The sequence below is a fragment of the Pseudomonas putida genome (genome assembly GCA_029953615.1).
In the GTDB taxonomy this organism is placed as follows: Bacteria; Pseudomonadota; Gammaproteobacteria; order Pseudomonadales; family Pseudomonadaceae; genus Aquipseudomonas.
On sequence record CP124529.1, the window covers coordinates 739,958 to 756,572 of the forward strand.

Below are 16,615 nucleotides of genomic sequence, written 5' to 3' on the forward strand. Positions count from 1 at the left end.
GATGGCAGGTCTGGGCGATCCTGTCGCCACTCACAGTTCAAACTCGGCCGCCAGCGCCGCACGCACGCAGTACAGCACGCCCTCCGGCACCCGTGCCCCGAACAGCGGCGCAATCGCCGACACCGGTGGCAGCTCGCCCTCGCCATCGAGGAAGGCATCCTGCACTTCCATCAACAGGTCTTCCGGCAGGTCCAGGGCCTGCTCCAGGCTCAGCTCCTGACAGCCCAGCGCCTCGGCCAGCAAGCTGTAGACGTTTTTCTCGCTGCAGTTCAGCTGGCCAGCGATCTGCGCCGGGGTCATACCGGCGCGGGCCAGGCTGACCAGTTCGTGGCGCAGGTCGAGCACCACTTTCGGTGCGTCGTCGGTGCCACCGCTGTTGTTCAGCACCTCGAGGAAGGCCTGGCCATAACGCTCCAGCTTGCGCGCGCCCACGCCACTGACCTGGGCCATGTCGCTGAGGCTGACCGGCTGGCTGCGCAACATCTCCAGCAACGTCGAGTCGGGGAAGATGACGTAGGGCGGCACACTGTGCTCCTCGGCCAGCTTGCGCCGCAGGGTACGCAGCGCTTCCCACAGCTCGCGCTCTTCGGCACGCACCAGCTGGCTGGCCGGGCTGCCGCCACTGGAGGACGAGGTTTTGGCAGTGGTTTGCGGTTTGAGGTCACGGCGCAACTGCAAGGTCACTTCGCCACGCAGCAGCGGCCGGCAGCTGTCGGACAGGCGCAGGCCACCGTAGCCTTCCAGGTCGATGTCGACCAGGCCGCGCGCCACCAGCTGGCGGAACAGCGAGCGCCATTCGACCTCGGCCAGGCCTTTGCCGACGCCAAACACCGAGAGCTTCTCGTGGCCGAAATTGCGCACCTTGTCGGTGTCCTTGCCCAGCAGCACGTCGACCAGGTGCCCGACGCCGTAGCGCTGGCCGGTGCGGAACACCGCCGACAGTGCCTGGCGGGCAGGCTCGGTGGCGTCCCATGTCTGCACCTGGTCGACACAATTGTCGCAGTGCCCGCATGGTTGCTCGAGGGTTTCGTCGAAATACGCCAGCAGCGACTGGCGGCGGCAGCGGGTTTCTTCGCACAGGGCCAGCATGGCGTCGAGCTTGTGCTGCTCGATGCGCTTGTGGCGCTCGTCACCTTCGGAGTTCTGCAGCATCTGCTTGAGCATGACCATGTCCTGCAGCCCGTAGGCCATCCAGGCATCGGACGGTAGCCCGTCACGGCCGGCACGGCCGGTCTCCTGGTAGTACGCCTCGAGCGACTTGGGCAGGTCAAGGTGGGCGACAAAGCGCACGTTGGGCTTGTCGATACCCATGCCGAAGGCGATGGTGGCGACCATGATCAGCCCTTCCTCGTTGAGGAAGCGGTGCTGGTTGGCCGCGCGCGTCTCGGCAGCCAGGCCGGCGTGATACGGCAGCGCCGGGAAGCCCTGGTCGCAAAGGAAGGCGGCGGTCTCGTCGACTTTCTTGCGTGACAGGCAATAGACGATGCCGGCGTTGCCGCGGCGCTCGCCGAGGAAGGCCATCAGTTGCTTGCGCGGCGCCTCCTTGGGCACGATGCGGTAGAAGATGTTGGGCCGGTCGAAACTCGACAGGAAGCGCTCGGCGCCTTGCAGGTGCAGGCGCTGGACGATTTCTTCACGGGTGCGCATGTCGGCGGTGGCGGTCAGCGCGATGCGCGGCACATGCGGGAACAGCTCGGCCAGCTGGCCCAGTTGCAGGTATTCGGGGCGGAAATCATGGCCCCATTGCGACACGCAGTGGGCCTCGTCGATGGCGAACAGCGCGATATCCAGGTCGCGCAGGAAGTCGAGCATGCGCGGCTGCACCAGGCGCTCCGGCGCCAGGTACAGCATCTTCACTTCGCCACGGCGCAGGCGCCCGGCCAGGTCACGCTGCTGCTCCGGCGTCAGCGTGGAGTTCAGCGCGGCAGCCGGCACCCCCAGCTCGTCGAGGGTAGCGACCTGGTCGTCCATCAGCGCGATCAGTGGCGAGACCACCACCGTCAGGCCCGGGCGTAACAGCCCCGGCACCTGGAAACACAACGACTTGCCGCCGCCGGTGGGCATCAGCACCAGGGCATCGCCGCCATTGGCCACGCAGTCGATGATCGCTGCCTGGCGCCCGCGGAAACTGTCGTAGCCGAAGACGTCCTTGAGAACGCGCTGAGCCTGTTCGAGCATGTGCAACTCCACAAATCGCCGTACCATCCTGGATACAGGCTGGACGAAAAACCCGCCCCGCACACGCCAAATGCGTAAGCGGTTTTTGCCAGGCAGCCGGCAAAACCTGCCCCTGGATGAAAAATCGCGGAGTATACCGCAGCGCTGCCCCGCGCAGGGCACCGCGACGATAGACGTTCCCTTTGCCCCGCCGTCGCCGCAAGGTGCTAGAATTCGTTATCGTTTATTCCCCAAGGTAGCCCTGTAATGTCCTTCGCCGAGCAACTGACCCGCCTGCAAGCCTTCCTCGACGCCGACGAGCTGCACGAAGAAGCGCTGGACTATGTCGCCGCCCACGGCTACCTCACCGCCCTGTCGATCAATGCCGAGGAAGTGCCCGAGCGCGAATGGATCGACGCCTTGTTCGCCGAAGAACCGCACTACGCCAGCGACGCTCAGCGCACCGAGATCGAAGCCACCCTGGTGGCGCTCAAAGCGCATATCGCCCGTCAGTTGGCCAGTGACGACGAGTTCGAGCTGCCGTGCGACCTGGACCTGACCGACGAGCCGGACGATTCCGACCTGCGCGGCTGGTGCATCGGCTTCATGGAAGGCGTATTCCTGCGTGAAGAGGCCTGGTTCGAGAACGCCGAGGAAGAAGTCAGCGAGATGCTGTTGCCGATCATGGTTGGCTCGGGCCTGTTCGACGAGCAGCCGGAGTTCGCCGATATCGCCAGCAACGCCAACCTGCAGGACGACATGATCGTGCAGATCCCGGAAGCGCTGACTGCCCTGTTCCTGCTGCTGCACGCCCCTGACGAAAAGCCGGCGCTGCTCAAGCCACGCCACCACTAAGTTGCTTGTGCGCTACCTGCTGCTGGCCACCGGCTGGCTCAGCGTCGCGTTGGGGGTGTTGGGGATTTTCCTGCCGGTGTTGCCCACCACCCCGTTCCTGCTATTGGCGGCGGCCTGCTTTGCCCGCAGCTCGCCGCGCTTTCACCACTGGCTGGTCCATCACCCGAAGCTCGGGCCATGGATCCGCGACTACCTCAGTGGTGAAGGCATCCCCCTCAAGGGCAAGGTCTATGCTGTCGGCCTGATGTGGGCCAGCATCGGCCTGTCGTGCTATCTGGTACCGCTGTTCTGGGCCCGCACCTTCATGTTGACCAGCGCCGTGCTGGTAAGCCTGTATATCCTCAGCCGGAAGACCTTGCACAGGCCAAAGTGACAATATTTTGTCGCCAAATATCAATATCGCCTAACTGATACTTCTCTTATCCGAAAGAATTCTGGAACCAGGCACAAGCCTTGTATTCACGGGCTTTCACGGCCATCCATAGTGGTGCACTTGTGCAGTCCTGCGCAAACCAATTAGACAATATATGTCTTATATGGCAATTTGATATGAAGAAATCTTCTTATCTATCGCATTGAATGTACTTAGCTGTGTTGTTAAAAACCTGCAACACTATACGCGATTAGTTTATCGTCATTTTTTTGGCGAACAGCAGGATAAATTCCAGGATCAGGGAGATGTACCATGCGCGTTTTGAACCCCATCACCAGTGCGTTACTGTTGGCCCTGGCGAGTGCCAACGTACAGGCGATGTCGATCACAGAGGCCGTCCAGAGCGCCGTGGACTACCATCCCCAAGTCAGCTCCAACCGCAACAGCAAGCTCTCGGCCGATGAAGACGTAAAGTTTGCGCGTGGTGGCTACTTCCCTTCCGTAGACCTGGTCGCAGGCTACGGCCGGCAGCGTTCGGACAATAACAATACGCGCGGGGTAAACCCCGATGGTACGAGCAACCACAACAAGGAAACGCTCAACTACACCCAGTCCGAGCTGCGCCTGCGGCAGATGATTTTTGACGGCTTCAACACCTCGAACGAGGTGGGCCGCACCGAAGCGGTCTCCACTTCCCGCGCCTACTACACCCAGGCTGTCGCCCAGGATGTCGCCCTGCGTGCAACCGAGGTGTACCTGGAAGTGCTCAAGCGCCGTGAGCTGGTAGCCCTGGCCAGGAATAACCTGCAAGCCCACCTGCGCGTCAACGACCAGATCGGCCTGCGCAACGAGCGCGGCGTCGGCAGCACCGCCGACCTTGACCAGTCCCGCGCCCGTCGCGCCCTGGCGGAAAACAACCTGGACACCGCCGAAGTCGACCTGGCCGACGCCGAGGCCAATTTCTTCAGTGTCGTCGGCCGCATGCCGGACGAGCTGGAAAGCCCGCAGTCGATCAAGGTTGAAATGCCGGCTGATCTCGAACAGGCGCGTGAAGGCATGCGCCAGAACAACCCTTATATCAAGTCGGCCCAGGCTGACGTAAATGCTGCCGAGAAGCAGTACGAAGTGGCCAAGTCGACCTTCTATCCTCGCTTCGATGCCATCCTGGCCACAGGCGCCAACAACAACACCGGCGGCGAGAAAGGTCACAGCAACAACGACTGGCAAGCCGGCGTCGAGATGAACTACAACCTGTTCCGCGGCGGCAGCGACAAGGCTCGCCTGAACTCCGACGCACACAAGGTCAACCAGGCGCTGGACATCCGCAACAACGCCCTGCGTGAGCTGACCGAGAACCTGAGCCTGGCGTGGAACGCCATGAACAACGCCAGCAAGCAGCTGCCGACCGCGCGTGAATACGCCGAGACCACCAAGCGCGTGCGTGCGGCCTACCAGGACCAGTTCGGCCTGGGCCAGCGTACCCTGCTCGACCTGCTCGACAGTGAAAACGAGCTGTACAACGCCGACCGCCGCTACACCGAGGTGCGTTATACCGAGGAGTTCTCGCGCTACCGCGTGCTGGCGACCATGGGCGAGTTGCTGAGCAAGCAGCGTATTTCGCTGCCGCCGGAAGCGCTGGCTACTACCGAAGTGCGCACCGAGGCGCGCTTGCCTGACATGCGTTGATCAGGTTCGAGATGTCGGGGCCGCTTTGCGGCCCATCGCCGGCAAGCCAGCTCCCACACGTACAGCACAAGCTTCACCCTTTGTGTTCCAGCTGTAGAAACACAAACTTGAGCCCTGCCGCTGCACCTGTGGGAGCTGGCTTGCCGGCGATAGGGCCGTCACTGCCACCTCACCCCTCACCATGGTTGCGCTGGAACGTCTCCGCCCCCATGGCCCTGATCTGCCCCTCGATCAACGCCTCGAACGGTGCCAGCAGCGCATCGAAACAGGCCGGCTGCTCCAACGCGTTCAACGCCCCCACCACGGCCTCGATAGTCGATAACGCCCCCGCCTCCGGTGCCTTGCGCAAGCGGTAGCGTGAAGGCGCGACAGCCCCCAGCGTCACCCTCGGCAACGTATCCAGCAGCGGGTTCAGGTACAGCAGCTTGCGCGCCTTGCGCCAGGTGCCGTCGGGCACGATCAACAGCAAGGGTTTGTCGTCCGTCTCGCCATAGGCCAGCAATTCCTGGGCGTCATCGCCCGGGAACAGCAGGGCCGGCCGGTAACCCGGGGTCGCCAGCAATTCGCTCAGGTCATCGAACACCTCGCCTACCCGCAACTCGGCGTTGTTCAGGCCAAGGGCGGCCAGGCGGGCGGTGTTCAGGGCATGGGCGGTTTCACTGGGGTGCTGCAGCAGGATGACGCGGGTGCGGCTGTCGAGCGCGGGTATCAGTGGGCAGAGGCAATGGTCGAGCGGGCGCTGGCAACGCTCGCAGCGGGGTCTGGGCATGGGGTTCTCCTTGGCGGGAACAGTTTGCCACAGAACCGGGGCCCGCTTTGCAGGCCATTCGCAGCACAAGGCTGCTCCTACAAGGGCCACGCGACCCACTGTAGGAGCAGCCTTGTGCTGCGAAAGGGCTGCAAAGCAGCCCCTGCGATTTCAGCGGTTGAACCGCTCTGCCAGGCTATGCAGGTACTCCGCCATGCGTTCCAGGTCCTGGCTGATTTCCGCGCCCTGCCTGGCCTGCCCGGCACTCTGGTCGCACAGCTGGGCAATCCTCACGATCTGCTGGTTGATGTCTTCGGCCACATGGCTCTGCTGCTCCGACGCCGTCGCCATCTGCTGGCTCATGCCGGTGATGCGGCTGACCGCCTGGGCAATCCCGCTCAACGCGGCCTGCACTGCTTCGACACTGTGCACACTATCCCGCGAGATCTGCTCACCACGGTTTGCCGTACTGACCGCTCGCTCTGCCCCGGCGCGCAACGAAGCAATGATGTGGTGGATTTCTTCGGTCGAGGCGCGCGTGCGCTGGGCCAGCGAACGCACTTCATCCGCCACCACGGCAAATCCGCGCCCCTGTTCGCCGGCGCGTGCCGCTTCAATCGCAGCATTGAGCGCCAGCAGGTTGGTCTGCTCGGCAATCGAAGTGATCACATCGACCACGCTGCCGATCGACTGGGTCTGCTCGGCCAAGGCGTTCACCGCCTGGCCGATGTCATTGACGGCATCGCTCATGCTGCCCATGGCTTTCAGGCTCTGCAGAGCCAGCTCACTGCCCTGCTGTGCCAGCTGGTCGGCATCTCCCGCTGCATGCGCCGTACTTTGCACATTGTGGGTAACCTCCTGGATGGTCGCCGCCATCTGCGCAATCGCGGTGGCGGACTGGTCGGTCTCGTTGCGCTGACGGTCGAGCATCTGTGCCTGGGCATCGGACAACCCGGACGACTGCGCCGCCCGCGACTTCACCCCGACCCCGGCATCCACCAGCCGGGTCAAGGCCGTTTGCAGGCGTGCTTCCTCACTGAGGATGGCCAGGTCGAGCTGGCCTTGCAGGCCCGGGTTATCGCTATAGGTCAGCGCCACCAGCGGGCTGGTGAAAGCCTTGGGATGCTCGGCCAGCGTGCGGCGGATGCCCTGGTTCTGCCGGTGCTCGACCAGATACCAGGCCAGCAGCAGGCTGGCCATCAGTACCCCGAGTGCCGCGTAAGGCGGTAGCCACAGGTAGCCCGCTGCCGACAGCAGGCCCGCGCCGATCAATGGCCAACCGTGACCCAGGCCATGCCCCAGGCGGGCCGCCCATGGCACCGGCGCTCGGCCGGCCCGCAAGCGTGCGTACAACGCCTCGGCGCGGCGGATCTGCTCGCGTGTGGGCACCGACCGCACCGACTCGTAGCCACTGATGCGGCCCTGCTCGTAGATGGCCGTGACATAGGCGCTGACCCAGTAGTAATCGCCGTTCTTAGCCCGGTTCTTGACTACACCCATCCACGGTTTGCCCTGCTTGATGGTTTCCCACATGTGGCCGAACACCGCCGGCGGCATGTCCGGGTGGCGCACCAGGTTGTGGGGTTGACCGACCAGTTCGTCGTAGGTGAACCCGCTGATCGCCACGAAGGCGTCGTTGCAATAGGTGATGCGGCTGTTGAGGTCGGTGGTGGAAATCAGGCGCTGATCGTTGGGAAAGGTTCTTTCGTGCTCAGTGACGGGCAAATTTCATGCGCATCTTGGGCAATCCTTGCAGGATTAAGGGGAAGTGGTCAGCAGCACACGCTGATTTGATATATAGCAGGACGCCATTATGTTGTCGGTCAGCGGCGACAACAATTTAACCGGCGCCGACGAAATACAGCATGTGCCGGACTTCAGCCCACGTTGAGCTGGCTTTTCAGCAAATCGCGGAAGGTCTGGATCAACGGTTCGCGGCTGCGCCCGCGGCGAATGATCAGCGAGAACGGTGCCTGGTAGCCGAAGGTCGACGGCGACAGCACGCGCAAGTCGCCCTTGTCGACCCAGGCCTGGGCATAGTGCTCGGGCAGGTAGCCGATGTAGGCCCCGGAAAGAATCAGGATCAACTGCGCCTCCATGCTCTCCACGGTCGCGGCACTGTGCTTGAAGCCGTGCCGGGCCAGCTCGGCCTGGCTCCAGTAGCCACGCCCGACCATGCGCTGCTGGGTCACCACTGGCTCGGGAATGCGCCGTTCGGCATACAGCGGGTGTCGGCTGCTGCAGTACAGCCAGTGCTGCTCACGGTACAGCGGCTGATAAAGCAGCCCGCTCATGCGCGAGGAAAACGCGCCGATGGCCAGGTCCAGGCGGTTGTCCTGCACGCCCAACTGCAGCTCGTATGGGCTGGACACCGACAGGTGCAGGTGCACCGCCGGGTGTTCCTGGCTGTAGGCGCCAATGGCTTCGGCCAGCGGCAAGGCCCGGTCACCGACCGTGGAGTCGATCACCCCCAGGTTGAGGGTGCCGCGCAACTCGCCCTTGAGGGCGGCGGCGTACTGTTCGAAACCGTCCAGCTCGGCCAGCAGGCGCAGGGTTTCCTGGTGAAACAGCTCGCCCTTGCTGGTCAGGCTGAAACCGCCACGGCCACGGTGACACAGCACGATACCCAGGGCGCCTTCGAGCTGGCTCATGTAGGTGCTGATGGCCGAGGTCGACAGGTTCAGCTCGCGCTGGGCGTTGGCGAACCCCTGGTGGCGCACCACGCTGACGAAGATGCGCAGCAGTTTCAGGTCGGGCAAGGTCGAGGCCATGGTGCAACGGTTCCGCAAGGGTATTTGCGCGCAGTCTAACCGCTCTGCCGCCTTTAGTTCAGAAATTCCTGAACTAAGTATTTGCCGGTAGCGATTTTTCCCCGGCACTACCTTCAGCAGACTTGGCCGAAATGTCCCTGCCCGCCGGCAACACCCTACCTGCAAGGCGCGCGGCGGCACAGGTTCGAACAAACAGAACAATCGACCGACTGATGAGGCCCACCGTGGACAAGATCCTCCACCAACCACTGGGCGGCAACGAAATGCCGCGTTTCGGCGGCATCGCCACCATGCTCCGTCTCCCCCACCTGCAAAGTGCCCAGGGCCTGGACGCCGCCTTCATCGGCGTGCCACTGGATATCGGCACCTCGCTGCGCTCCGGCACCCGCTTCGGCCCGCGGCAGATCCGCGCCGAATCGGTGATGATCCGCCCGTACAACATGGCCACCGGGGCGGCACCGTTCGACTCGCTGTCGGTGGCCGACATCGGTGACGTGGCAATCAACACCTTCAATCTGCTGGACGCCGTGCGCATCATCGAAGAAGCGTATGACGAGATCCTAGAGCACAACATCATCCCGCTGACCCTGGGTGGCGACCACACCATCACCCTGCCGATCCTGCGCGCGCTGCACAAGAAGCACGGCAAGATCGGCCTGGTGCACATCGATGCCCATGCCGACGTCAACGACCACATGTTCGGCGAGAAGATCGCCCACGGCACCACCTTCCGCCGCGCCGTGGAAGAAGGCCTGCTCGATTGCGAGCGCGTGGTGCAGATCGGCCTGCGCGCACAGGGCTACACCGCCGATGACTTCAACTGGAGCCGCCGCCAGGGCTTCCGCGTGGTCCAGGCCGAAGAGTGCTGGCACAAGTCGCTGGCACCGCTGATGGCCGAAGTACGGGAAAAGGTCGGCGGCGGCCCGGTGTACCTGTCGTTCGACATCGACGGCATCGACCCGGCCTGGGCGCCAGGCACCGGCACCCCGGAAATCGGCGGCTTGACCACCATCCAGGCGATGGAGATCATTCGCGGCTGCCACGGCCTGGACCTGATCGGCTGTGACCTCGTCGAAGTCTCCCCGCCTTACGACACCACCGGCAACACCTCGCTGCTCGGTGCCAACCTGCTGTTTGAAATGCTTTGCGTGCTTCCAGGCGTAGTACGTCGGTAAACGACGGCCCGTTGCAGGAGCGCTCGCAGTACTTGCTACACCCCGGCAGGAGCCATATGGGAGGGCCACTGAGGCCCGCCAACAACACGACAAGACCGCCGGGCGCCGTGAACCCGCCCGCGTGGTCGATCTCGCCATAATAAAGATAATCGGGAGACCCCCAATGGCCTTGGACATCATTGTTGTAATGATCTATACCGCCGGCATGCTCGGGCTTGGCTGGTATGGCATGCGGCGCGCGAAAACCCATGAAGACTACCTGGTGGCCGGGCGCAACCTCGGCCCTGTCCTGTACATGGGCACCATGGCCACCACCGTGCTCGGTGGCGCCTCCACCGTCGGCACCGTGCGCCTGGGCTACGTCCACGGCATCTCTGGCTTTTGGCTGTGCGCAGCCCTGGGCCTGGGCATCATCGCCCTCAACCTGTTCCTGGCCAAACCCTTGCTGCGCCTGCGCATCTTCACCGTGACCCAGGTGCTGGAGCAGCGCTACAACCCGACCGCACGCCAGGCCAGCGCCGTGATCATGCTGGCCTACGCACTGATGATCGGCGTCACCTCGACCCTGGCCATGGCCACCGTATTGCAAGTGCTGCTGGACCTGCCGTTCTGGGCCTCGCTGCTGCTGGGTGGGGGCGTGGTAGTGCTGTACTCGACCATTGGCGGCATGTGGTCGCTGACCCTGACCGATATCGTCCAGTTCGTGATCAAGACCGTCGGCCTGATGTTCATCCTCCTGCCAGTGTGCCTGTACAAGGCCGGTGGCTGGGACACCCTGGTGGCCAAGCTGCCGGCGGCCAGCTTCCAGCTGACCACCATTGGCTGGGACACCATCATCACCTACTTCCTGATCTACTTCTTCGGCATCCTCATCGGCCAGGACATCTGGCAGCGGGTGTTCACTGCCCGTGACGAGAAGGTCTGCCAGCGTGCCGGCACCACCGCCGGTGTGTACTGCGTACTGTACGGCCTGGCCTGCGCCACGATCGGCATGGCTGCGCACGTGCTCATGCCTGACCTGGCCAACCCGAACAATGCCTTTGCCGAGATGATCAAGACCACCCTGCCCGATGGCATCCGTGGCCTGCTGATGGCAGCGGCACTGGCCGCCATGATGTCCACCGCCAGTGCCGGCCTGCTGGCTGCGTCCACCACCCTGACCGAAGACCTGTTGCCCAAGCTGCGTGGCGGCAAACAGTCGAGCCTGGGCGTCAGCCGCCTGTTCACCCTGCTCACCGGGCTGGTGGTGCTGGGCATTGCGCTGATGGTGAACGATGTGATCAACGCCCTGACGCTGGCCTACAACCTGCTGGTCGGCGGCATGCTGATCCCGCTGATCGGTGCCATCTTCTGGAAGCGCGCTACCACCTCCGGGGCTATCGCCAGCATGTCGCTGGGCTTTGCGACCGCGTTGCTGTTCATGTTCAAGGATGGGCTGGAGGCCAACACGCCGATCTACTACAGCCTGGTGGTTGGCCTGGTGAGCTTTGTGGTGGTGAGCCTGGTGTCGCGTAAACCGGCGGCGGCGGTGAAGCTGGCCTGATAGTTCTCGGGCGCCTGTACCGGCCTCTTCGCGGGCTTGCCCGCTCCCACAGGGACTCCACGGGTCCTGAGATTTGTGGGTACCTGTGGGAGCGGGCAAGCCCGCGAAGAGGCCGGTACAGGCAACAGATTTTCATCAGGCACAAAAAGGCCGCTGCACCCACCCAGGTGCAGCGGCCTTTGTATTTATCAGCGACGACGCGGTTGGCGTTTGCGCTGCTCTTCGTCAGTCGGGATCGGCACCGGCTGCAAGGGTGGTGGAATCAGCCCCAAGGCGACAGCCAGGTCGTGGAGCCAGTTGGACAGTGGTTTATTCATAATGCCCCCTTGACGGGTCAGCCTCACGGCAATTCAATCCTGCGATGTTTCATACAGATCATAGCCCTATGTCCTGCATTACGCATGCCTCTACACCTACAGATACGGGCCATTTTGATACGGATCAAGCCGTAGCGGCGCATTCCGACGACTGGTTAATCGTTTCGCTTTGTTGCAGGTCGATCCAGGCCTGCAAATTCGCCCCGCGCATGCCTTGGCGCCACATCAACCAGGTGACCGCCTGATCGAACGGCGCCTGCAGTTGGTGTACCCGTACCCGATCGCGCCCGGGCAGGCTGTCAAGCATCGACCGGGCCATCATCGCCACCCCCGCGCCGGCGATCACGCAGGCCAGCATGCTCTGGTACGACTCGATCTCCATCACCCGGCCCATGGGCGTATGGGCATGGGCATACCAGGCTTCCAGGCGCATGCGGTACGAGCAGCCCTGACGGAAGGTGAACACCGCCTTGCCCGCCACGTCCTTTGCCGTGTGCACTGCAGGGTGCTCGGGACTGGTGATCACTACCAGTTCCTCCTCGCACAACGGCACGCCATCCAGCCCGGCCAGGCTCGGCGGCCCGTCCACCAGTGCCGCGTCCAGGCGGTGGTTGAGCAGGCCTTCCAGCAGTTCGCCACTGGGCGCCGCGCGCACCTGCAGGTTCACCGCCGGGTAGGCCTGGTGATAGCGCGCCAGCAATCCCGGCAAATGGGTCGCCGCTGTGCTGTACATGGTCCCCAGCACGAAATCCCCGGCCGGTTGGCCACCTCGCACCGCGGCCAGCGCCTCGTCGCGCAAGGCTGACATGCGGTTGGCGTAGTCCAGCAGCACCTTGCCCGCCGGCGACAGTTGCAGGCGCTGGCGCTCGCGCAGGAACAGCTCGACACCCAGTTGCTCCTCGAGCTGGCGCAAGCGCGTCGACAGGTTCGACGGCACCCGGTGCAGGCGCTCTGCGGCACGGGTGACCGACCCCTCCTCGGCCACGGCCTGGAAGATACGCAGTTGGCTGAATTCCACGACATTCTCCAAAACAGAACAACTTGATCATCATTATTCAATTTTATTGAAAAACAAACCACCCTAACCTGCCACCCATCGCTTACATCCGCGCAGGAGACTTGCCATGTCGCCCCTCATTCAACTGCTGGCCAGCGCCGTGGCGCTGATGATGGCCATGGGCATCGGCCGTTTCGCCCTTACCCCGCAGCTGCCGCAATTGATCGCCGAAGGCCAGTTCGACCTGACGGTCGCCGGGCTGGTGGCGGCGGCCAACTACCTGGGTTATTTCATCGGCGCCGTCGACGCCATGTTCGCCCGCTCACCGGGTCAGGTGCGCCTGCGCCTGCATGGCGGGCTTTGGCTGTGCGTGTTGCTGACCTTGGCCTCATGGGCCGCCGACGGGTTCTGGAGCCACCTGTTGCTGCGCTTCGGCACCGGCGTGGCCAGCGCCTGGGTGCTGGTGATGATCACCAGCCTCAGCCAGCAGGTGGCCAATGCCCTCAATCGCCAACGCTTGGGTGCCCTGGTGTTCGCCGGGCCAGGGCTGGGTATTGCGCTGACCGGCTTGCTGGCTCTGGTTGCGCATTTGTGGGGGTTGGGCTCGGCAGCACTGTGGCTGATCTATGCCGTGGCCGCGCTGGTGATGCTGCTGGCGGTCTGCCCCTGGTTGCCGCGCGCGCTGCAAGCTGCAACGGCGCCCTCCGCTGCAAGCCAAGGCCCGAGCCGCAGCGTCGGCATCGGCCGCCTGGGGCTGGTCTATGCGTTGTACGGAATCGGTTACATCCTGCCGGCCACCTTCCTGTCGCAGATGGCCAACCAGCAGTTCCGCGGGCAATGGCAGGCCGACCTGTTCTGGCCGGCGTTCGGCCTGGCGGCTGCGCTGGGGGTGCTGCTGGTGAGCCTGCGACGTGGCGGCCGCACCTCGACCTGGCTCACTGTCACCCTGTGGCTGCAGGGGCTGGGTGTGCTGGCCTGCCTGATGGGTGGGGGTGTCGGGCTGGCGTTGGGTGTGGTGCTGTGTGGCGGGCCGTTCCTGGCTTGCATGCAACTGGTGATGCAACGTTCGCGGGAGCTGGCACCGCATGCCACGCAGCGCAATGCCGGGCTGCTGACGGCCTGCTTTGCCCTGGGGCAGTTGAGCGGACCATTGCTGGCGGCGGTCAGCAGCCATTTCAGTGGCGGGCTGCAGCCGGCGCTGATGGTGGCGGCGGGTGGGTTGGTGGTGGCTGGCGGGTTGGTGCTGATGGCCGGCTCGGCACAGCAGGGCAGCGCCTGTCAGGCCAAGGCTGCATCCTGAATTGTGGTTGCCTGTGCTGGCCTCTTCGCGGGCTCGCCCGCTCCCACAGGGGCCGCACAATCTTCAAGACCTGTGCAGTACCTGTGGGAGCGGGCAAGCCCGCGAAAAGGCCAGTACAAGTTATCGATCACCCCACGATCCGCCGCAACTGCTGCTTCACCCAAGGTTCGGCACTCACCAGGACCACCCCCAGCAGCACCATCAACGCGCCAACCACAAAGTTCAGGCTCAGCGGCTCATCCAGCAACAACACGCCAAAGGTCACCCCGAAAAGCGGGGTGATGAAGGAAAACACCGCCAGGTTCGACGCCAGATATTTGCGCAGCAACCAGAACCAGGTCAGGTAGCTGATGAAGGACACCACAATCCCTTGGAACAGCACGCTCCCCATCGCCAACGGTGTAAACACCACCGCGCCGATCTGCCCGCTGAGCAAGGCAATCAGCAGCAGCCCGGCAAAGCCCACCGCCAGCTGATAGAACAGGGTCAGGGTCGCTGGCGCTTCCGACAGCCGCGAGCAACGCACCACCACCGTGGTCGCGCCCCAGGCCAGCCCGGCGATCACGCCAAAGGCATCGCCCAGCAGGGTACGGCCATCCATGTGCTCGAACGACATACCGCCGGCAAACGCCATGGCAATGCCGCCGAAGGCCAGCAGAATCCCCAGCCATTGCAGCAGCCGCAGGCGTTCGCTGGGCAACCTGAAATGCAGGCCCAACGCGGTGAACACCGGCGCGGTATAGAGAAAAACCGACATGTGCGCCGCCGAGGTCAGCTTCAGCCCCTCGGCAATGAACAGGAATTCCACGCCGAACAGCCCGCCTGCCACCACGCCGGCGCGCCAGGTGCTACCCACCTGCTCCCAGCCACCCCGCCAGCACAGCATCAGGCCCACCAGCACGGCGGCGATGCCGTTGCGCAAGGCCGCCTGCATCACCGGCGCAATATCGATGGCGGCCGTCTTGATCAATACCTGCTGGCAACCCCAGATCAGGCACAGCCCCAGCATCACCTGGAAGGCAAAGGCATCGGGGTTCTTGCGGACCGCGCTCATGGGCGGGCCTCTGCGGTGGTCATCGGCATGGGCGAAGGCTCGGCAGTGTTCATGAACTACCGATTATCGGGTTTTCAGGGCCGCACTTGCCAGCCTCAAAACGACCTCAGGCGATCTGTGCCTTCGCCGACACCTGCTCGAAGGTGGTTTCGTCCAGCGCATCCTCCTGTTCATCCAGAACCTGGCGCGGGTGCTCGAAGCCGGGAATGCTGCTGTCGATCAGGCTCATCAGCCTCGAACCACGCTCGGTGAGCACAAAGTTCTCACCATTGCCGCCATCCTCTTCGGGCCGGGTTTCGATGAAACCCCGCTCGAACAACAGCCTTTCGTATTCGCAGGCGCGGGTTTTCAGGTGGTCCAGGTCGCCCACCGGCTCACCTTTGGCGGCCAGTGCCGCAGCGTGCTGCTCGGCATAGGGGCGTGGCGTGAAGCTGCGACCGGCGCCGTTCTGCACCTCGTGCAGCAAGCGTTCGATCAGGTCCCAGTCGTAGGCGATGCTCATGGCTACGGGCTCCTGCTGTGGACGGAAGGGGTACACAGGTTGGGACCTGTCGAGGTTGCCCGGCGTTCCGAAATATCTCAGCGCTGGCGTTGTTGCGCTTGCATGTACTGGCGCAGCAACTGATTGATCCGGGTCTGGTAGCCGCTACCCTGCTCTTTGAACCAGGCGAGCACATCGGAATCCAGGCGAATGGTCACCGTCTGCTTGGCTGGAACTCGCAGCTCGGCCTCGCGGAAGAAATTTTCATCCAGTTCAGGAATATCCGAGGTATCGATAGCCTGGTCGTCCTGTCGAGCCAGGCGGCTCCAGTCAGTTTTCGATGCTTTGGTCATAATGTTTGGCCTCCCATCTGGTGGCTTTGCGTGCAGAAATGATGCGAATGACATCACCCTGCCTTTCCGTGTACACGACGACGCCTATCAGACACTTCAGCCAGCCCAGGCAGACCCAGCGCTCCTCATCATTGTTCGGATTGTCATCAAAGCGAATCAACATCGGGTGATTGAACATATCCGGAACATCGCTGAAGTCGATGCCGTGCTTGCGGATGTTTATCTGGTTCTTGGCATCGTCCCATTCAAAGAACATGGGACGCTCCGTATTTACATCTGTACATACGATACCTCCTGATCCAGGCCAAGGCTAGGGGGCGATCGCACGACCTTCAATAGCCGCAGGAGGCTTTGGGAAATGGATTACAGCCTAGAGCGGAAACGGCCTAGCCAATCGGCTAGCAAGGCCCATCGGTCGAAGGCGCTGAACTAACGGCCAGGCGCATGCCTCCACCGGGCATCACCACCGCCGGAGGTAGGAAGGATGAAACTGCTACTGCCCATTGCCTGCGCCACTGCCTTGTTCTGCGCCCTGCCCGCCTGGGCCTGCACACCGGAAGAAGCGACGCAGAAGCGCGAAGAGCTGGCGGGGCTGGTCACCCAGTTGACCGAGCAGAACCCGCAGAAGGCCAAGGAGATCAATGATGAGCTTCAGGGGATGGAGCTGGGGACGGCGAGCAAGGACTTGCCCGACAAATGCCAATTGATCGACAAGCGGATCAAGGAGTTGAAAGAGGCGGAGAAAAAGGCTGAATAGTTGTCGCCTGTGCTGGCCTCTTCGCGGGCACGCCCGCTCCCACAGGAA

General features: G+C 63.3%; 17 protein-coding genes. 7 read left to right on the plus strand and 10 right to left on the minus strand.

Annotated elements, in window-relative coordinates; genetic code table 11:
* Positions 1-30: 30 nt before the first annotated feature.
* Positions 31-2,178, minus strand: a complete 2,148-nt coding sequence (recQ, locus tag QIY50_03455; protein ID WGV21331.1) for a DNA helicase RecQ — start codon at positions 2,176-2,178, stop codon at positions 31-33.
* Between the two features lie 246 nt (positions 2,179-2,424).
* Between recQ and QIY50_03460 the strand changes: the two genes are divergently transcribed.
* The 3 genes from QIY50_03460 (at position 2,425) to QIY50_03470 (ending at position 5,071) form a co-directional block, all read left to right on the plus strand.
* Positions 2,425-3,012: a YecA family protein gene (locus tag QIY50_03460; protein ID WGV21332.1), complete on the plus strand. Its 588-nt coding sequence runs from the start codon at positions 2,425-2,427 to the stop codon at positions 3,010-3,012.
* 7 nt (positions 3,013-3,019) lie between these two features.
* Positions 3,020-3,385, plus strand: a complete 366-nt coding sequence (locus QIY50_03465; protein WGV21333.1) for a YbaN family protein — start codon at positions 3,020-3,022, stop codon at positions 3,383-3,385.
* Positions 3,386-3,697: 312 nt separating this feature from the next.
* On the plus strand, positions 3,698-5,071 hold the full coding sequence (locus QIY50_03470) for a TolC family outer membrane protein (protein WGV21334.1): 1,374 nt from the start codon (positions 3,698-3,700) through the stop codon (positions 5,069-5,071).
* A gap of 169 nt (positions 5,072-5,240) precedes the next feature.
* Here the strand turns inward: QIY50_03470 and QIY50_03475 are convergent, their stop codons facing one another.
* From QIY50_03475 to QIY50_03485, 3 genes are all read right to left on the minus strand, one after another.
* Positions 5,241-5,840, minus strand: a complete 600-nt coding sequence (locus QIY50_03475) for a DTW domain-containing protein (protein ID WGV21335.1) — start codon at positions 5,838-5,840, stop codon at positions 5,241-5,243.
* 150 nt (positions 5,841-5,990) lie between these two features.
* Positions 5,991-7,544, minus strand: a complete 1,554-nt coding sequence (locus QIY50_03480) for a PAS domain-containing methyl-accepting chemotaxis protein (protein ID WGV21336.1) — start codon at positions 7,542-7,544, stop codon at positions 5,991-5,993.
* A gap of 152 nt (positions 7,545-7,696) precedes the next feature.
* On the minus strand, positions 7,697-8,590 hold the full coding sequence (locus QIY50_03485) for a LysR family transcriptional regulator (GenBank protein ID WGV21337.1): 894 nt from the start codon (positions 8,588-8,590) through the stop codon (positions 7,697-7,699).
* Positions 8,591-8,814: 224 nt separating this feature from the next.
* On the opposite strand from QIY50_03485, the gene speB reads away from it, so the two are divergent.
* The gene (speB, locus tag QIY50_03490; GenBank protein ID WGV21338.1) at positions 8,815-9,765 is read left to right on the plus strand and encodes an agmatinase; all 951 of its coding nucleotides are present in this window, start codon (positions 8,815-8,817) and stop codon (positions 9,763-9,765) included.
* A gap of 163 nt (positions 9,766-9,928) precedes the next feature.
* The gene (locus tag QIY50_03495; GenBank protein ID WGV21339.1) at positions 9,929-11,308 is read left to right on the plus strand and encodes a sodium:solute symporter; all 1,380 of its coding nucleotides are present in this window, start codon (positions 9,929-9,931) and stop codon (positions 11,306-11,308) included.
* Positions 11,309-11,496: 188 nt separating this feature from the next.
* On the opposite strand, the gene QIY50_03500 is transcribed toward QIY50_03495, so the two are convergent.
* Both QIY50_03500 and QIY50_03505 read right to left on the minus strand, forming a co-directional pair.
* Positions 11,497-11,625: a hypothetical protein gene (locus QIY50_03500; GenBank protein WGV21340.1), complete on the minus strand. Its 129-nt coding sequence runs from the start codon at positions 11,623-11,625 to the stop codon at positions 11,497-11,499.
* Positions 11,626-11,749: 124 nt separating this feature from the next.
* Entirely contained in the window at positions 11,750-12,643 is an 894-nt protein-coding gene (locus QIY50_03505) for a LysR substrate-binding domain-containing protein (protein WGV21341.1), read from the minus strand.
* Positions 12,644-12,749: 106 nt separating this feature from the next.
* Between QIY50_03505 and QIY50_03510 the strand changes: the two genes are divergently transcribed.
* Positions 12,750-13,922: an MFS transporter gene (locus QIY50_03510; GenBank protein WGV21342.1), complete on the plus strand. Its 1,173-nt coding sequence runs from the start codon at positions 12,750-12,752 to the stop codon at positions 13,920-13,922.
* A gap of 127 nt (positions 13,923-14,049) precedes the next feature.
* Here QIY50_03510 and QIY50_03515 read toward each other — a convergent pair whose 3' ends face one another.
* The 4 genes from QIY50_03515 to QIY50_03530 form a co-directional block, all read right to left on the minus strand.
* Positions 14,050-14,976, minus strand: a complete 927-nt coding sequence (locus QIY50_03515; GenBank protein ID WGV21343.1) for a DMT family transporter — start codon at positions 14,974-14,976, stop codon at positions 14,050-14,052.
* A gap of 106 nt (positions 14,977-15,082) precedes the next feature.
* On the minus strand, positions 15,083-15,478 hold the full coding sequence (locus QIY50_03520) for a transcriptional regulator (GenBank protein ID WGV21344.1): 396 nt from the start codon (positions 15,476-15,478) through the stop codon (positions 15,083-15,085).
* 77 nt (positions 15,479-15,555) lie between these two features.
* The gene (locus tag QIY50_03525; GenBank protein WGV21345.1) at positions 15,556-15,810 is read right to left on the minus strand and encodes a BrnA antitoxin family protein; all 255 of its coding nucleotides are present in this window, start codon (positions 15,808-15,810) and stop codon (positions 15,556-15,558) included.
* The gene (locus tag QIY50_03530) at positions 15,788-16,066 is read right to left on the minus strand and encodes a BrnT family toxin (GenBank protein ID WGV21346.1); all 279 of its coding nucleotides are present in this window, start codon (positions 16,064-16,066) and stop codon (positions 15,788-15,790) included. Before QIY50_03530 ends, QIY50_03525 begins: the two co-directional genes overlap by 23 nt.
* A 228-nt stretch (positions 16,067-16,294) precedes the next feature.
* Here QIY50_03530 and QIY50_03535 point away from each other — a divergent pair, with 228 nt between their 5' ends.
* The gene (locus tag QIY50_03535) at positions 16,295-16,567 is read left to right on the plus strand and encodes a hypothetical protein (GenBank protein ID WGV21347.1); all 273 of its coding nucleotides are present in this window, start codon (positions 16,295-16,297) and stop codon (positions 16,565-16,567) included.
* Positions 16,568-16,615 lie beyond the last annotated feature (48 nt).

Excerpts from the sequence above, each read along its gene's own strand:
- QIY50_03510 (WGV21342.1), top strand. The coding sequence starts at position 12,750 with ATGTCGCCCCTCATTCAACTGCTGGCCAGCGCCGTGGCGCTGATGATG.
- QIY50_03470 (WGV21334.1), top strand. The coding sequence starts at position 3,698 with ATGCGCGTTTTGAACCCCATCACCAGTGCGTTACTGTTGGCCCTGGCG.
- QIY50_03475 (WGV21335.1), bottom strand. The coding sequence starts at position 5,840 with ATGCCCAGACCCCGCTGCGAGCGTTGCCAGCGCCCGCTCGACCATTGC.
- QIY50_03535 (WGV21347.1), top strand. The coding sequence starts at position 16,295 with ATGAAACTGCTACTGCCCATTGCCTGCGCCACTGCCTTGTTCTGCGCC.
- QIY50_03485 (WGV21337.1), bottom strand. The coding sequence starts at position 8,590 with ATGGCCTCGACCTTGCCCGACCTGAAACTGCTGCGCATCTTCGTCAGC.
- QIY50_03500 (WGV21340.1), bottom strand. The coding sequence starts at position 11,625 with ATGAATAAACCACTGTCCAACTGGCTCCACGACCTGGCTGTCGCCTTG.
- QIY50_03515 (WGV21343.1), bottom strand. The coding sequence starts at position 14,976 with ATGAGCGCGGTCCGCAAGAACCCCGATGCCTTTGCCTTCCAGGTGATG.
- QIY50_03525 (WGV21345.1), bottom strand. The coding sequence starts at position 15,810 with ATGACCAAAGCATCGAAAACTGACTGGAGCCGCCTGGCTCGACAGGAC.
- QIY50_03495 (WGV21339.1), top strand. The coding sequence starts at position 9,929 with ATGGCCTTGGACATCATTGTTGTAATGATCTATACCGCCGGCATGCTC.
- recQ (WGV21331.1), bottom strand. The coding sequence starts at position 2,178 with ATGCTCGAACAGGCTCAGCGCGTTCTCAAGGACGTCTTCGGCTACGAC.
- QIY50_03520 (WGV21344.1), bottom strand. The coding sequence starts at position 15,478 with ATGAGCATCGCCTACGACTGGGACCTGATCGAACGCTTGCTGCACGAG.
- QIY50_03460 (WGV21332.1), top strand. The coding sequence starts at position 2,425 with ATGTCCTTCGCCGAGCAACTGACCCGCCTGCAAGCCTTCCTCGACGCC.
- QIY50_03530 (WGV21346.1), bottom strand. The coding sequence starts at position 16,066 with ATGTTCTTTGAATGGGACGATGCCAAGAACCAGATAAACATCCGCAAG.